The following is a 15,558-nucleotide window of genomic DNA, read 5'->3' on the forward strand; positions in this document are numbered from 1 at the left end:
GCCCGGGTCAGCCGACGCGCGCGACGGTCTCGTCGAGCCAGGTGACGAGGTCGTCGACGACCTCGTCGCGGTTGGTCTCGTTGAACATCTCGTGGCGCCCCTGGGGGTAGACCCGGGCGGTGACGTCGGTCAGCCCGACCCGCTCGTACTGCGCCTGCACGGCCTCGACGGCGGCCTGCCCACCGACAGGGTCCTGGCTGCCCGACAGCAGGTAGATCGGCAGGTCCTTGCGGATCCGCCCGGCGTTGGAGTCCTTGGCCAGGTCGCTCACGCCGGCGAGCATGTCCGCGAAGAAGCCGGAGGTGAAGACGGCCCCGCAGCGGGGGTCGGCGACGTAGGCGTCGACCTCGTCGGTGTCGCGCGAGAGCCAGTCGAAGTCGGTCCGCGCGGGCGAGAACTCCTTGTTGAAGGAGCCGAAGGTCAGCGTGTTCATCAGCGACGACGGGTGGCGTCGGCCCCGCAGCCGCGCCTCGAGCGCGGCGACGCGCGCCCCGACCTTGCCGAGCGCACCGGGGTCGCCCATGGTCCCCGAGAGCACGAGCGCGTCGATGCCCGCGCTGCCGCGCGAGACGAGCTCGCGGGAGAGGAAGGAGCCCATCGAGTGGCCGAGGAGGACGAAGGGGACCCCGGCGAAGCGCTCCCGCGCGGCGGCCCCGACGGCACGCATGTCGACGATCGCGGCGCTCCACCCACCGGCGTCGGCGAGATAGCCGGCGTCCTTCGGGTCGTCGACGGTCGCGCCGTGCCCGCGGTGGTCGTGGGCGACGACGGCGTACCCGGCCGCGGTGAGCCGCTGGGCGAGCCGGTCGTAGCGCTGCGCGTGCTCGGCCATGCCGTGCGCGACCTGCACGACCGCCTTCGGCGCGCCGGTGGGCTCCCACACGTAGGTGGCCAGGGCCAGCCCGTCGTGGGGCGAAGGGATGCTCAGCGTCTCCATGGCGGGGAGCCTAGCCACGTCGAGGGCTCTGCGCGCCAGGACGCGGGGCGGGTCGAGGGACCAGGGTGCACCCGGGCATGCCCAGGGACCGCGACCGGGTCAGAACCCGGCGTACCGGGCGGCCGTGGCCACGAGGTCGGGGTCGACGCGAAGGGGGCGGCCGTCGAGCTCGCCGACCGGCGTCGGGCCGCGGCTCGAGGCCACGAGCCACACCCCGTCGGAGTCGTAGAGGTGCTCGACCGGCACGAGCTCGAAGGCGCTGCCCTGCCCGTCCTCGGCGGCGGCCCGCAGGATCGTCGCCACCGACAGCGACTCGAGGATGCCCGTGGGCCCGGCGGGCGTGGAGAGCCAGCGACCGTCGCGCACGACGAGCAGCCCGGCCATCGGGGCGTCGAGCGCGTACCCGTCGGTCGAGGTGAAGACGACGTCGTCGGCCCCGCGCCGTGCGGCCTCGCGCTGGGCGGCGACGTTGACCACGTAGGAGAGGGTCTTCGCCCCGCCGAGGAGCCATGGGGCGTCCTCGAAGGCGTCGCTCGGGTGACCACGGGTGAGCGTCACCGCGCGGACAGGGTCGCTCCCCCCTTCGCCGCGCTGCGGCCGGCCCGACGCCCGTGGCGAGACGACCACCCAGGCCGTCGGGCCCGCGTCGGGGTCCCACTCGCGCCCGCGGGTGAGGACGAGCTTGAGAGAGGCGTCGCCGGGGGTGTCCCACGCGGCCAGGGCCGCGTCGACGAGCGAGACCCACGCCTCGCGCGGCGGAGGGGTGATCTCGAGCGCTGCGGCCGAGCGCGTCAGCCGCTCGAGGTGGTCGTCGAGGCCGCGCACGACGTGCCCGTCGCCGTCGTCGGTGACGAGACCGGAGTCGAAGCACCCGTCGCCGCGGGTCAGGCCGAGGTCGTCGACGGTGATGACGGGCTGCGCCGGGTCGACGACCTCGGGGCCGTCGGGGCGGAGGACGGCGACGACCCGGGGCATGCCGCTCACGCTACGCGGCGCAGGGGGCACGATGTGCCCCATGACGACCGCCTACGACGTGCAGCGCATCCGCTCCCACTTCCCCTCGCTCGTGCAGGGCCTGGCCCACTTCGACGGGCCCGGCGGCACCCAGACGCCCGACGTCGTCGCGGACGCGATCGCCGCGACGCTCGTCTCCTCGATCTCGAACAGGGGTGCGGTGACCTCCTCCGAGCGACGGGCCGAAGAGGTCGTCGCGGGCTGCCGGGCCGCCATCGGCGACCTCGTGGGCACCGACCCGCGCGGCGTGATCTTCGGGCGCAGCGCGACCGCCATCACCTACGACCTGTCCCGCGCGCTCGCGTCGACGTGGGGCCCGGGCGACGAGGTCGTCGTCAGCCGGCTCGACCACGACTCGAACATCCGCCCGTGGGTCCAGGCCGCCGAGCGAGCGGGTGCGACGGTGCGCTGGGCCGAGCTCGACCCGACCACCGGCGACCAGCGGCTCGAGCACTTCGAGGCCGTCGTCACCCAGCGCACGCGGCTCGTCGCCATGACGGCCGCGTCGAACCTCGTCGGGACGATCCCACCCGTCGCCGAGGTCTCGGCGCTGGCCCACGGCGTCGGGGCGCTGCTCTGGGTCGACGGGGTGCACTCGAGCGCGCACCGCCTGCCCGACCGGACCGGTCTGGGTGCCGACTTCTGGGCGTGCTCGCCCTACAAGTTCCTCGGCCCCCACAGCGGCACGGTGAGCGCCGACCCCGCGCTCCTCGAGACCCTCCACATGGACAAGCTGCTGCCCTCGAGCGACGCGGTCCCCGAGCGCTTCGAGCTCGGGACCCTGCCCTACGAGCTCATGGCGGGCGTCACCGCCGCGATCGACTTCCTCGCCGATCTCGCCCCCGGCGACGACACCGAGGAGCCGCGCCGCGCACGGCTGCAGCGCAGCTTCGCTGCGCTCCACGAGCACGAGAGCGCGCTGCTGGCCCGTCTCGAGCCGGCGCTGCGCGAGCTGCCGGGTGTCTCCCTTCGCTCCGGCGCGCCGGACCGCACGCCGACGCTCCTCGTGACCTTCGAGGGGCGCGACCCCCAGGACGTGCGCGCCCACCTCGCGCAGCGCGGTGTCGCCGCACCGGCGGGGCACTTCTACGCGATCGAGCTCAGCCGGGCGCTCGGCCTGGGCGAGACCGGGGGCGTGCGCATCGGGCTCGCCCCGTACACCGACGACTCCGACGTCGACCGGCTGCTCGAGGGCTTGCGCGAGCTCGCCTGAGCAGACGCGAAGGGGGCGGGGCCGGATGACCCGGCCCCGCCCCCTTCGTGCGCGTGGTCCGTCAGGCGACGCGTGACTTCGGCGAGCGCGCAGCGGTCTGACCCGCGTCGCGCTGCACGACCGAGCCGAGGGCCTCGTCGATCTTCGTCATGACGGAGTCGTCGAGACGCACGCCGGCGGCCTTGACGTTGTCGACGACCTGCTCGGGACGCGAGGCCCCGACGAGAGCCGCGGCGACGTTGTCGTTCTGCAGGACCCACGCGATCGCGAGCTGGGCCATGCTCAGCCCGGCCTCGTCGGCGACGGGCTTCAGACCCTGGACGGCGCTGAGGATGTCGTCCTTCATGAAGTCGCGCATGCTCGCGCCGGCCTCCTCGTGGGCGGCGCGGCTGCCCTCGGGCGGCTGCGCGCCCGGCTGGTACTTGCCGGACAGCACGCCCTGGGCCATCGGGCTCCACACGATCTGGCTGATGCCGAGCTCCTCGCAGGTCGGGACGACCTCGGGCTCGATGACCCGCCACAGCATCGAGTACTGCGGCTGGCTCGAGATGAGCTGGATGCCGAGCTCGCGCGCGAGGCGGTGGCCCTCGCGGATCTGGTCGGCGGTCCACTCGCTGACACCGATGTAGAGCGCCTTGCCCTGGCGCACGACGTCGGCGAAGGCCTGCATCGTCTCCTCGAGCGGGGTCTCGGTGTCGTAGCGGTGGGCCTGGTAGAGGTCGACGTAGTCGGTCTGCAGGCGCTGCAGGGAGCCGTTGATGGACTCCATGATGTGCTTGCGGGACAGCCCGGTGTCGTTCTTGCCGCCAGGGCCGGTGGGCCAGTAGACCTTCGTGAAGATCTCGAGGCTCTCGCGGCGCTCGCCCTTGAGGGCCTCGCCGAGGACCGACTCGGCCTTGGTGTTCGCGTAGACGTCTGCGGTGTCGAAGGTGGAGATCCCCTGCTCGAGCGCGGTCCGCACGCATGCGTGCGCCTGCTCGTTCTCGACCTGGGACCCGTGGGTCAACCAGTTGCCGTAGGTGATCTCGCTGATCTTCAGCCCGCTGTTGCCGAGGTACCTGTACTCCATCCCGTCACGCTACGTCCGTGACCGGCCTCAGCGGCGCGCGAGCCAGGGACGGAAGAGCCGCACGAGCTGGGGCATGACGACGTAGGTGACGATCGCGACGACGAAGACCGTGAAGATCGCGACCCGCGGGACGAAGGGGACGTCGACGATGAGGGGGTTGAGGACGAGCTGGAGCAGGGCGACGGTGGGGAAGATGCCGCACCACGTGACGACCGCCATCTTCCAGCGCAGCGGCGGCTTGTGGCCGGGCACCTCGGGCCGGGCGAACCACGCCTCGAGCCCGGTGAGCACCTGGTAGTCCGGGTCGCCCTCGGCGACCGCGGCGAGCCGGGCGTGCCACTCGTGGCGCACCGGCGACGCGTCCCAGGCCGCCAGCCCCTCGTCGTCCTCGAAGCGCAGGATGGTCTGGTGCTCCCCGCCCTCCGTGGACGGCGGGATGACCTCGGCGCCGATGAAGCCCGGCACCTGACGGACGTCGCCGAGCATGCCGCCGACGAGGGCCTCGTACGCTGCGGCGCACCCGGGCTTCGCGCGTCGGCGCGCGACCCGGATGACGGGCTGGTGGGGTGCGGGGACGGACATGGCTCACCTCGGTGTCGGCGCGGGTGCCAGCACCGTAGGGCGCACGCCGCTCACCTCGTCGGCCTCGCACCGCCTGGCGGAACGCCTCCTCAGCGGGTGGGGCCGAAGGTGGCCGGGTCGACGGGCCGCAGCCGCCTCGGCAGCCCCTCGATGACGAGGAGGTAGGACTCGGTGACGACGTCCTCGACGAGCTGGGTGTCGAGGTCGCCGGGGCGAAGGGTGATCCAGTGCCGCTTGTTCATGTGGTAGCCGGCCGTGATGCACTCGTGGGCCTCCCGCAGGCTCTGCGCGTCGGCCGGGTGCGCCTTGACCGTGAGGATCGGGTCGCCCGTGACGGCGGTCTGGAGCATGAAGACCTTGCCGCGCACCTTCCACACGTCCCACTCCGCGCCGAAGGGGTGACCCAGCTCGCTCCCCGGCAGCTCGTCGGCCCGGGCACGCGCGATCCCCTGCAGCTGCGCCCCGTCCATGCGACCTCCCCGTCCTTCGAGCCCCCGTCGTCGGGCTGTCCGCCGACCCTACGAGCACCCACCGACACCCGCGGTGACGGCCGCGCAGCTCAGCGCGCCCGGCCGAGCTCCTCGGGGGTGTCGACGTCCTGCCCGGTCGCGAGATCCGCGCAGGGCACGCCCTCGCAGCCCGCCCCGGCGAGGTAGCGGCGTCCCCCTTCGTCGCCCGAGAGGCTCTCGACGAGGGGGGTGACGTGCACCCTCCCGAGGAGGACCGGGTGGCCCGGCCGGTCGTCGTAAATGGCCCGCCGAAGGGCGTCGTCGTGGGGGCCCTCGCCGATGACGCGGGTGACGACGTCGGGTGTCACGTCGGGCAGGTCGACGAGGGTGATGAGCACGGCGTCCGGGTCGAGCCGCTCCGCGGCGCTCAGTCCGGAGCGCAGCGAGGCCGCCATCCCGGTGCCGTGGTCGGGCACGTCGACGACGGTGGTCCCGGACTGGGCCAGCGCCTGCGCCTGCCCGCGTGCCTCGTCAGCACCGGCACCGAGGGCGACGACGACCTGGGCGCACCCGCCCGCTCGCACGATGCGCACGGCCCGGTCGAGCAGCAGCTCGCCGGACGGCGTGCGGGCGAGCGCCTTCGGCCCGCCCATCCGCCGACCCGACCCGGCGGCGAGGACGAGCCCGACGACGCCGGGCCTGGCCTCGCCGCCGGTCACAGGAAGTGGTCCGGGGTGAGCGGCAGCTCGCGGACCCGCACCCCCGTCGCCGCGTAGGCCGCGTTGACGACCGCAGGGGCCACTCCCGTGATGCCGATCTCGCCGATGCCGCGCGAGCCCATCGGGTTCATCACGTCGTCGCGGCCTTGCAGCCAATGCGCCTCGACGTCGAGGACGTCGGCGTGCGCAGGCACGTGATAGCTCGCGAGGTCCTGGGTGACGACGTGCCCGAAGCGGGGGTCGCGCGCCGACTCCTCGTGCAGCGCCGCGCCGAGCCCCATGACCATCCCGCCGACGAGCTGGGAGCGGGCACCGCGCGGGTTGAGCACGCGGCCGGCGGAGTAGACCCCGAGCAGCCGACGGGCACGCACCTCGCCGGTCCACCGGTGCACCCCGACCTCGGCGAAGACCGCACCGTACGACTGGGTGACGTACCCCTCCTCGCCCGGGTCGTCCGGGGCGGGCGTCGTCACCGACGACCCGGCGGCGGGGTCGGTGCCGAACTTGTCGTGCAGCGCACGGGCAGCACCCGTGATCGCCGTGCCCCACGACGAGGTGCCCGCCGACCCACCGGCGACCGAGGCCGGCGGCAGCGAGCTGTCGCCGATGCGCATCTCGACCTGGTCGCGCGGCACGCCGAGGGCGTCGGCCGCGACGAGCCGCAGGACCGTCCACGCGCCGGTCCCGATGTCGGTGGCGGCGATGGAGACCTCGTAGCGCCCGTCGTCGAGGACGGTGACGCAGGCCTGGTTGCCGGGCATGGACTCACCCGGGTAGGTCGCGGTCGCGACGCCGCTGCCGAGGAGCCAGTCGCCCTCGACCCGCGAGCGCGGCTCCTGCGGACCGCTCCACCCGAAGAGCTCGGCCCCGCGGTCGAAGCACTCGAGCAGGCGCCGCTCGCTGAAGGGGTCGCCCGAGTCCGGGTCGACGTCCGTGTCGTTGCGACGGCGCAGCTCGACGGGGTCGATGCCGAGGTCGACGGCCAGCTCGTCCATCGCGACCTCGTGGGCGAAGACCCCCGGGAAGACGCCCGGCGCCCGCATCCACGACGGGATCGCGACGTCGAGGTCCTGGAGCCGGTGGCTCGTGCGCCGGTTGGGCGCCGCGTACAACGAGCGCGTCGAGACCGAGGTCTGCTCGGCGTACTCCTTGACCCGGCTCGACGGGGTGAAGGAGGCGTGCTGGATCCCCGTGAGGGTGCCGTCCTCCTGGGCCGCGAGCCGCATCTGCGAGGCGGTGATCGAGCGGTACCCGGTGAGCGCGAACATCTGCTGACGGGTGACGGCCAGTCGCACCGGTCGACCGGGCACGGTGCGCGCCGCCATGGCGGCCGCGAGGTCCGGCGGGTGGGGCAGCCCCTTGCTGCCGAAGCCGCCGCCGACGTGCGGCGCCCGCACGCGCACCTGCTCGGGCTCGAGCCCGAGGAGGGGGGCGAGGGTCGTGACGACACCCGGTGCCGACTGGGTCGAGACGGTCATCTCGAGGACGGGACCGTCTCCCCCTTCGCGCCACGTGGCCGTCGCCGCGTGCGGCTCCATCGGGTTGTTGTGCTCGAGCGGGGTGACGTAGGTCTGCTGCACGGTCGTCGCGGCCTGCGCGACGGCCGCGTCGACGTCACCGGTCTCGGAGTCGGTGGGGAAGCCGGCGTTGACCTCGTCGGGCTTGCGCCGGGCCTGCCCGATCTCGAAGCGGGTCGCCGCCTCGCGCTGCGCCCCGTCGACGCGCACGAGGTGCGCCCCGTGCCGGGCCGCGGCGAGCGACTCCCCGAGCACGATCGCGACGACCTGGCCGTGGTAGTCGACCCGACCGGACTGCAGCAGGTCCATCTCGAGGTCCTCGACGCCCTCGAGCCGGGGCGCGTTGGTGTGGTCGACGACCGAGTGCACACCGGGTGCGGCGAGCGCCTCGGAGGCGTCGACGGTCGCCGACCCCAGGGCGAAGGGGGCCCCGACGAGCACCGCGTAGAGGGGGTCCTCGACCGGGTGCTCGACGGCGTAGGGCGCGGTGCCGGTGACCTTGAGACGGGCGTCGTCGCGGGCGACGTCGGTCCCCATGGCCGAGGCGGTCAGCGGCGCGAGGCGCTCGCCGGAGTCGTCGGTGCTCATGCTGCGGCTCCTGCCGGACGGGTCGCGAGCTGCTCGATCGCGTGGGCGGTGGTGCGGGCGAGGAGGGGGACCTTGAAGGCGTTCCCCGGCCAGGTGCGGGCCTGGCCCAGCTCCTCCTCGCACGCGGCGAGGACGGCGTCCGTGTCGACGGGTCCGCCGACGAGAGCGGTCTCGACGCCGGTCGGGCGCCACGGCGCATGGGCGACGCCGCCCCACGCGAGGCGCAGGTGCGAGATCGTCTCGCCGTCGGTGACGAGCTCGGCAGCGACGGAGACGAGCGCGAAGGCGTAGGAGGCCCGGTCGCGCACCTTGACGTACGTCGCCACGGCGCCAGGCGTCGGAGGTGCGAGCTCGACGGCGGTGATGAGGTCGCCGTGCTCGAGGGTCGTGTCGAGATCGGGCCGGTCGCCGGGCAGCCGGTGCAGCTCGCCCATCGGGACCCGGCGCTCGCCGCCCGTGCCGCGCACGACGACGACGGCGTCGAGCGCGCGCAGCGCGACGGCGAGGTCGCCCGGGTGGACCGCGACGCAGTGCTCGCTCGTGCCGAGGACGGCGTTCTCCCTCGTGCGCGCCTCGTCGTGGTCGGCCGAGCACCCGGTGCCCGGCTCGCGCTTGTTGCACGGCGTCGTGAGGTCCTGGAAGTACACGCACCGCGTGCGCTGGAGCAGGTTGCCGCCGGTGCTCGCCTGGTGACGCAGCTGGCCCGAGGCGCCGGCGAGCAGGGCCCGCGCGACGAGGGGGTGGTCGCGGCGGATCGCGGGGTGGGCGGCGAGGTCGCTGTTGCGCACGTTGGTGCCGATACGCAGCCCGCCGTCCTGCGTCGGCGTGATCTCGTCGAGCCCGAGATGCCCGACGTCGACGAGACGCGACGGCGTGCGGATCCCGAGCTTGAGGTGGTCGAGCAGGTTGCTGCCGCCGTCGACGTACGCGACGTCGGGGTCGCCGCCGTGGCGCGCGACGGCGTCGGCGGGGTCGGTGGCCCGCTCGTAGGCGAAGGGGTTCATCGCGCGGCCCCGTCGCCCGCACCGGAGACGATCTCGGCCTCGGCCACCCTGTCCGGCGGCGGGTCGCCCGCGGCCTGGCAGATCGCGTCGACGATGTTCGTGTACGCCCCGCAGCGGCACAGGTTGCCGCTCATCCGCTCGCGGATCTCGTCTCGTGTCAGCTGTGCCCCGCCGTCGAGGCCCTCCTCGAGGTCGTCCGTGACGTGGCTCGCGTGCCCCTTCGCGATCTCGTCGAGCACCCCGACGGCGCTGCAGACCTGACCGGGGGTGCAGTAGCCGCACTGCAGGGCGTCGCGGTCGACGAAGGCTTGCTGCACCGGGTGCAGCTCGGCGTCGTCGAGCGCGGTGAGCGAGGGATCGCCGTGCGCCGTCGCGTCGACGCCCGCGAGCCCGGCGGCGGTCGTGATCTCGGCGCCGTCCTGCTGCACGGCGAGGGTGAGGCAGGTGAGGTGCCGGCGGCCGTCGAGGAGCACCGTGCACGAGCCGCACTGGCCGTGGTCGCAGCCCTTCTTCGCGCTCGTCACCCCGAGCCACTCGCGCAGGGTGTCGAGCAGCGTCGTGCGCGGCTCGACCTCGATCTCGTGGCTGCGGCCGTCGACCGTCAGGGTCACGGTCGTCGTGGTGCTCCAATCCGTCACGGGGCGTCCTCTCCTGGGGGGTCCGGCACGCCGCGGACGCGGCCGTCCCACCATGCCACCGACATCGGGCCAGGTGGGCGGCCCGCCGCCCCCCTGTCTGGCTGCCGAAGCCGTCCCCCCTTCGTCACACCCGAAGGGGGGTCCTGCCGCCCGCGACGGTGCGAGCGCCGTGTGCGAGAGTGACGTGGAGCACCAGCACCGACGCCCGACGGAGGCTCCCATGGCCATCACCCCGCTCGACTGGCCGGTCGTACGACAGCTACGGACCGGCGACTACCTGGGCCGAGGGAAGTCGGTGCAGAGCAAGCGCACCCGCGAGATCGAGCCGCGCACGTCGACGGCCGACCGCGTCGTGCAGAGCGTGTGCCCCTACTGCGCCGTCGGCTGCGGCCAGCGCGTCTTCGTCAAGGACGAGAAGGTCGTCCAGATCGAGGGCGACAAGGACTCGCCGATCAGTCGTGGTCGGCTGTGCCCGAAGGGGGCGGCGAGCGAGCAGCTCGTCAACTCGCCGTCGCGGCAGAAGCAGGTGCTCTACCGCGCGCCGGGCGCGAGCGACTGGCGCCCGATCGACCGCGACGAGGCCATCGACATGGTCGCCGACCGCTTCATGGCCTCGCGGGCCGCGGGCTGGCAGGAGCACGACGAGCAGGGCCGGCGGCTGCGCCGCACGATGGGCGTCGCGGCGCTGGGAGGAGCGACCCTCGACAACGAGGAGAACTACCTCATCAAGAAGCTCTTCACCGCCGCGGGAGCGATCCAGATCGAGAACCAGGCGCGTGTTTGACACAGCTCCACGGTTCCCAGTCTGGGATCCTCCTTCGGTCGCGGTGGCGCCACGCAGTACCTGCAGGACATGGCCAACGCCGACTGCATCATCATCCAGGGCTCGAACATGGCCGAGTGCCACCCGGTGGGCTTCCAGTGGGTCTCCGAGGCCAAGGCCCGCGGTGCACGTGTCATCCACGTCGACCCGCGCTTCACCCGCACCTCGGCGATCGCGGACACGCACGTCCCGATCCGTGCGGGCAGCGACGTCGTGCTGCTCGGCGCGCTCATCAACCACGTCCTGAGCAAGGACCTCTACTTCCGTGACTACGTCGTGGCGTACACCAACGCCGCGACGCTCGTGAGCGACGACTTCCGCGACACCGAGGACCTCGACGGCGTCTTCTCCGGGTACGACCCGAAGACCGGCCACTACGACATGTCGACGTGGGCCTACGCCGAGCGCGAGGACCCCGCCGAGGGCGAGAGCGCCGACGGCGAGGTCGAGGGCCCGGACGGGACGAGCGAGCACGGGTCGAGCAAGTCGGCCCGCGCCGCGGGCGACGAGACCGGTGGTCACGGCGCCCCGCTCGAGCACGCGAAGGTCGAGCGCGACGAGACCCTGCAGCACCCCCGCTCGGTCTTCCAGGTGCTCAAGCGGCACTACCAGCGCTACACGCCCGAGATGGTCCAGGAGGTGTGCGGCATCCGCCCGGAGCAGTTCCACGAGATCGCCGACGCGATCGTGGACAACTCCGGGCGCGAGCGCACGACGTGCTTCGCGTACGCGGTGGGCTGGACCCAGCACTCGCTCGGCGCGCAGTTCATCCGCACCGCCGCGATCCTCCAGCTGCTCATGGGCAACGTCGGCCGCCCCGGCGGCGGCATCATGGCGCTGCGCGGTCACGCGAGCATCCAGGGCAGCACCGACATCCCGACGCTCTTCAACCTCCTGCCGGGATACCTGCCGATGCCGGCGGCCGGCCAGCACGACAGCTACGAGGAGTACCTGTCCTCGATCGCGTCACCGCTGCAGAAGGGCTTCTGGACCAACGCCGACGCCTACACCGCGAGCCTGCTCAAGTCGTGGTGGGGCGACGCCGCCACCCCGGAGAACGACTTCGCCTTCGACTACCTGCCGAAGATCAACGGTCCCCACGGCACGTACCAGACGGCGATGGACATGCTCGAGGACAAGGTCGAGGGCTACTTCCTCCTCGGCCAGAACCCCGCGGTCGGGTCCGCCCACGGCCGGATGCAGCGCCTGGCGATGTCGCACCTGAAGTGGCTCGTCGTGCGCGACCTGCAGATGATCGAGTCAGCCACCTTCTGGAAGGACGCGCCGGAGATCGCGACCGGTGAGCTGCGCACCGAGGACATCGGCACCGAGGTCTTCTTCTTCCCCGCGGCCACGCACGTCGAGAAGGCAGGCACCTTCACCCAGACCCAGCGCCTGCTCCAGTGGCGCCACCGCGCGGTCATGCCGCCGGGCGACTGCCAGAGCGAGCTCGAGTTCTTCTACGAGCTCGGGGTGCGCATCCGCGAGCGTCTCGCCGGATCCACCGACGAGCGCGACCGCCCGCTGCTCGACCTCACCTGGGACTACCCGAAGGACGAGGAGGGTGAGATCGACGGCGAGGCCGTGCTGCGCGAGATCAACGGCATGCACCTCACCGGCGACAAGGCGGGCCAGCCGCTGTCGACCTTCAACGAGATGAAGGCCGACGGCTCGACCTCCGGCGGGTGCTGGATCTACTCCGGCGTCTACGCCGGCGGCATCAACCACTCCGCGGACCGCGTGCCGGGCCAGGAGCAGGACGAGGTCGCCAAGGACTGGGGCTGGGCCTGGCCGATGAACCGGCGCATCCTCTACAACCGCGCCTCCGCCGACCCCGAGGGTCGTCCGTGGAGCGAGCGCAAGAAGTACATCTGGTGGGACGCGGAGCAGGGCAGGTGGGTCGGCAAGGACGTCCCGGACTTCCCCGTCGACCGCGACCCGTCCTTCCGGCCCGACCCCGGCGTCGGTGGTCCCGCGGCGATCGCCGGCGACGACCCCTTCATCATGCAGGCGGACGGCAAGGGCTGGCTCTACGCGCCGAAGGGGATGGTCGACGGCCCGCTCCCCACGCACTACGAGGCGCAGGAGTCACCCGTCGTCAACCCGCTCTACCCCCAGCAGCGCAACCCCGGGCGGGTGCTCTTCCCGCGCAAGGACAACCTGTGGGCGCCCTCGGGCGACGAGCCGGGCAGCGGGGTCTACCCCTTCGTCTTCACGACCTACCGGCTCACCGAGCACCACACGGCCGGCGGCATGAGCCGGTGGCTGCCCTACCTCTCCGAGCTCCAGCCGGAGATGTTCTGCGAGGTCAGCCCTGCGCTGGCGCAGGAGCGGGGCCTGACCAACGGCGACTGGGCGACGATCGTCTCCGCGCGCTCGGCCATCGAGGCCCGGGTGCTCGTCACCGACCGCATGCGACCGCTGCTCGCCGGCGGGCGCACCGTGCACCAGATCGGCCTGCCCTACCACTGGGGCGTCGGCCGTGACGCCGTCGTCGAGGGCGACGCCGCCAACGACCTGCTCGGCCTGGCCCTGGACCCCAACGTCCAGATCCAGGAGAGCAAGGTCGGCTCGTGCGACATCCGTCCCGGTCGCCGCCCCCAGGGCGACGACCTGCTGCGGCTCGTCGCGGAGTACCAGTCGCTCGCCGGCGCCACGACCGAGACCGGCAACGCCCGGGTCGCCGAGGACGTCGTCGAGATCATCGAGCAGGAGGACACGTGACCTGGTTGACCGAGCAGCTCTCCGGTGCCACCGACGTCGCGCAGGACGCCGGCTGGGTGGACCCGCCGTCTCGCAAGGGCTTCTTCACCGACACCTCGATCTGCATCGGCTGCAAGGCCTGCGAGGTGGCCTGCAAGGAGTGGAACGCCGTGCCCATGGACGGGCTGGGCCTGTCCGGCAACTCCTACGACAACACCGGTGACCTCGGCGCGAGCACGTGGCGCCACGTCGCCTTCGTCGAGCAGGGCCAGGAGCGCATCGAGGCGGCTCGTGCCTCCGGCAAGGCGCTCGTCGACCTCGGCATGCCGAGCATCGGGGCTCCGGCCCCGCAGCCGGCCCGCGGCGGGACCCCTGCCGGGTACGGCAGCCTGCCCGCGCCCGTCGAGGACCACGGCCCGGCGCTGTCCGACATGCTCGCCGCGAAGGGGGCGCAGGAGGGCATCACCCCGACGACGAACGGCGGGTCCCCCTTCGGCACCACCGTCGACGGCCAGCCGAAGGTCGGCCCGCTGCCGGAGTTCCGCTGGCTCATGGCCTCCGACGTGTGCAAGCACTGCACGCACGCCGGCTGCCTCGACGTCTGCCCGACCGGAGCGCTCTTCCGCACCGAGTTCGGCACCGTCGTCGTCCAGCCCGACGTGTGCAACGGCTGCGGCTACTGCGTCGGCGGCTGCCCCTTCGGGGTCATCGGGCGCCGTGACGAGAGCGGTGTCGAGGACTCCCGCGGCAGCGGCGCTCACGACCACGTGCCGAACATCGGCGTGGCCCAGAAGTGCACGCTCTGCTACGACCGTCTCGGCCACGACCAGACGCCGGCGTGCGCGCAGACCTGCCCGACGACCTCGATCAAGTTCGGCGACCACGACGACATGGTGGCCTCGGCCCAGGAGCGCGTCACCCAGCTGCACTCCCAGGGCTTCACCGAGGCCCGGCTCTACGGCGCCAACGACCAGGACGGCGTCGGCGGGACCGGCTCGGTCTTCCTGCTCCTCGACGAGCCCGAGGTCTACGGCCTGCCGCCGGACCCGGTCGTGCCGACCGCGCACCTGCCCGAGATGTTCCGCAAGGCCGGTCTGGCCGCGCTGGGGCTCCTCGGCGCCGCGGCCGTGTCCTTCGTCGGGGCGCGCCGATGAGCACGAGCGCCTTCGACAGCTATCGCCCGCCGGAGACCCAGGGCCGGCGCGAGCGCCGCCGGGCCGGTGAGCACCGCGACCCGCGCGGCCTCGCGGCCCGTGGCAGCGACTGGCTCTCCGGGCGGCAGCGCGGACGCGGCGAGCAGGCCGTCGTGCCCGACGCGGAGTTCCGCAGCTACTACGGCCAGCCGGTCATCAAGCCGGTGCCGTGGAAGCACGAGATCCCTGCCTACCTCTTCACCGGCGGCGTCGCCGCCGGCTCGGGCATGATCGGCGCCGCGGCCCACGCCGTCGGGCTGGAGGCGCTGCGCCGCAACGCGCGGCTCACCTCGATGACGGCCGTCGCCGTGAGCGGCGGGCTGCTCGTCTCCGACCTCGGCCGGCCCGAGCGCTTCATCAACATGCTGCGCACGGTCAAGCTCACCTCGCCGATGTCGGTCGGCACGTGGATCTTCTCGGCCTTCTCCGCCTTCGGGGCGCTGAGCACCGCGGCCGAGGTCGACCGGATGCTCGGCGGGCGCAGCGGCGGTCGCGGCCTGCCCGTCCTCGGCGGCGTCGTGCGTCCGCTCGAGACGATCGGCTCGCTCGGCAGCTTCGCCTTCGGGCCGCCGCTCGCTGCGTACACCGCCGTCCTGCTCTCCGACACCGCCACCCCCGTGTGGCTCGAGTCGCGGCGCACCCTCCCCTTCGTCTTCGTCTCCTCCGCGGCGATGGCCTCCTCGGGGCTGCAGCTCGTCCTCACCCCGGCCTCGCAGACCCGGCCGGTCCAGCGCCTCGCGGTGCTCGGCGCGGTCGGCGACCTCGTCGCCACCGAGGCCGTCGAGCGTCGGCTGCGCGAGCTCGACATCGACGACACGATCCACCACGGCCGACCGGGCGCGATGATGCGCGCGGCGAAGGTCCTCACGATCGCCGGCGGCGTCGGCTCGCTGCTCGCGCGCCGCTCGCGCACCGTCGCGGTCGCGAGCGGGCTGGCCCTGGCCACCGCCTCCGCGCTCACCCGCTTCGCCGTCGTCGAGGCCGGGATCGAGTCGGCGAAGGACCCCCGCCACACGGTCGCCACGCAGAAGGCCCGTCTCGAGGAGCGCCGCGCCCGCGGCGTCGTCCACGACAGCATCACCACGGCGCGCTGAGCGCGCCACCGCCAC

13 protein-coding genes are annotated in these 15,558 nt (G+C 73.2%); 4 read left to right on the forward strand and 9 right to left on the reverse strand.

Going from position 1 to position 15,558, the window contains the following annotated elements; translation table 11 throughout:
- Positions 1-7: 7 nt before the first annotated feature.
- On the reverse strand, positions 8-937 hold the full coding sequence (locus L6241_RS06010; protein ID WP_368245373.1) for a lysophospholipase: 930 nt from the start codon (positions 935-937) through the stop codon (positions 8-10).
- A 99-nt stretch (positions 938-1,036) separates the two neighbouring features.
- A complete protein-coding gene (locus L6241_RS06015; protein ID WP_368245374.1) occupies positions 1,037-1,912 on the reverse strand; it encodes an aminotransferase class IV in 876 nt (291 codons plus the stop codon).
- A gap of 40 nt (positions 1,913-1,952) precedes the next feature.
- Here L6241_RS06015 and L6241_RS06020 point away from each other — a divergent pair, with 40 nt between their 5' ends.
- On the forward strand, positions 1,953-3,164 hold the full coding sequence (locus tag L6241_RS06020) for a cysteine desulfurase-like protein (protein WP_368245375.1): 1,212 nt from the start codon (positions 1,953-1,955) through the stop codon (positions 3,162-3,164).
- A gap of 61 nt (positions 3,165-3,225) precedes the next feature.
- Here the strand turns inward: L6241_RS06020 and L6241_RS06025 are convergent, their stop codons facing one another.
- From L6241_RS06025 to L6241_RS06055, 7 genes are all read right to left on the reverse strand, one after another.
- Complete coding sequence (locus L6241_RS06025) at positions 3,226-4,233, reverse strand: aldo/keto reductase family protein (protein WP_191564298.1); 1,008 nt, start codon at positions 4,231-4,233, stop codon at positions 3,226-3,228.
- A 27-nt stretch (positions 4,234-4,260) separates the two neighbouring features.
- A complete protein-coding gene (locus L6241_RS06030) occupies positions 4,261-4,815 on the reverse strand; it encodes an antibiotic biosynthesis monooxygenase (RefSeq protein WP_368245376.1) in 555 nt (184 codons plus the stop codon).
- Between the two features lie 89 nt (positions 4,816-4,904).
- Positions 4,905-5,285 (reverse strand): MmcQ/YjbR family DNA-binding protein, encoded by a 381-nt coding sequence (locus L6241_RS06035; RefSeq protein ID WP_368245377.1) that lies wholly within the window; start codon positions 5,283-5,285, stop codon positions 4,905-4,907.
- 89 nt (positions 5,286-5,374) lie between these two features.
- A complete protein-coding gene (locus tag L6241_RS06040; protein ID WP_368245378.1) occupies positions 5,375-5,983 on the reverse strand; it encodes an NTP transferase domain-containing protein in 609 nt (202 codons plus the stop codon).
- A complete protein-coding gene (locus L6241_RS06045) occupies positions 5,980-8,088 on the reverse strand; it encodes a xanthine dehydrogenase family protein molybdopterin-binding subunit (protein WP_368245379.1) in 2,109 nt (702 codons plus the stop codon). Before L6241_RS06045 ends, L6241_RS06040 begins: the two co-directional genes overlap by 4 nt.
- Positions 8,085-9,092 (reverse strand): xanthine dehydrogenase family protein subunit M, encoded by a 1,008-nt coding sequence (locus L6241_RS06050; protein WP_368245380.1) that lies wholly within the window; start codon positions 9,090-9,092, stop codon positions 8,085-8,087. The genes L6241_RS06045 and L6241_RS06050 overlap by 4 nt, the downstream gene beginning before the upstream one ends.
- Positions 9,089-9,730, reverse strand: a complete 642-nt coding sequence (locus L6241_RS06055; RefSeq protein WP_368245381.1) for a 2Fe-2S iron-sulfur cluster-binding protein — start codon at positions 9,728-9,730, stop codon at positions 9,089-9,091. Before L6241_RS06055 ends, L6241_RS06050 begins: the two co-directional genes overlap by 4 nt.
- Positions 9,731-9,950: 220 nt before the next feature.
- Between L6241_RS06055 and fdh the strand changes: the two genes are divergently transcribed.
- The 3 genes from fdh to nrfD are packed head-to-tail and all read left to right on the forward strand — an operon-like array spanning position 9,951 to position 15,543.
- Entirely contained in the window at positions 9,951-13,277 is a 3,327-nt protein-coding gene (fdh, locus tag L6241_RS06060; protein WP_368245382.1) for a formate dehydrogenase, read from the forward strand.
- Positions 13,274-14,410, forward strand: coding sequence for a 4Fe-4S dicluster domain-containing protein (locus tag L6241_RS06065; RefSeq protein ID WP_368245383.1), 1,137 nt, complete (start codon positions 13,274-13,276; stop codon positions 14,408-14,410). The genes fdh and L6241_RS06065 overlap by 4 nt, the downstream gene beginning before the upstream one ends.
- Entirely contained in the window at positions 14,407-15,543 is a 1,137-nt protein-coding gene (gene nrfD / locus L6241_RS06070) for an NrfD/PsrC family molybdoenzyme membrane anchor subunit (protein WP_368245384.1), read from the forward strand. Before L6241_RS06065 ends, nrfD begins: the two co-directional genes overlap by 4 nt.
- Positions 15,544-15,558 lie beyond the last annotated feature (15 nt).

The organism is Janibacter sp. Y6 (genome assembly GCF_040900765.1).
Classification (GTDB): Bacteria; Actinomycetota; Actinomycetes; order Actinomycetales; family Dermatophilaceae; genus Marihabitans; species Marihabitans melonis.

Coding starts and splice junctions, on each gene's coding strand:
- L6241_RS06015 (WP_368245374.1), bottom strand. CDS start 1,912: ATGCCCCGGGTCGTCGCCGTCCTCCGCCCCGACGGCCCCGAGGTCGTC.
- L6241_RS06035 (WP_368245377.1), bottom strand. CDS start 5,285: ATGGACGGGGCGCAGCTGCAGGGGATCGCGCGTGCCCGGGCCGACGAG.
- L6241_RS06030 (WP_368245376.1), bottom strand. CDS start 4,815: ATGTCCGTCCCCGCACCCCACCAGCCCGTCATCCGGGTCGCGCGCCGA.
- L6241_RS06025 (WP_191564298.1), bottom strand. CDS start 4,233: ATGGAGTACAGGTACCTCGGCAACAGCGGGCTGAAGATCAGCGAGATC.
- nrfD (WP_368245384.1), top strand. CDS start 14,407: ATGAGCACGAGCGCCTTCGACAGCTATCGCCCGCCGGAGACCCAGGGC.
- L6241_RS06045 (WP_368245379.1), bottom strand. CDS start 8,088: ATGAGCACCGACGACTCCGGCGAGCGCCTCGCGCCGCTGACCGCCTCG.
- L6241_RS06010 (WP_368245373.1), bottom strand. CDS start 937: ATGGAGACGCTGAGCATCCCTTCGCCCCACGACGGGCTGGCCCTGGCC.
- L6241_RS06050 (WP_368245380.1), bottom strand. CDS start 9,092: ATGAACCCCTTCGCCTACGAGCGGGCCACCGACCCCGCCGACGCCGTC.
- L6241_RS06020 (WP_368245375.1), top strand. CDS start 1,953: ATGACGACCGCCTACGACGTGCAGCGCATCCGCTCCCACTTCCCCTCG.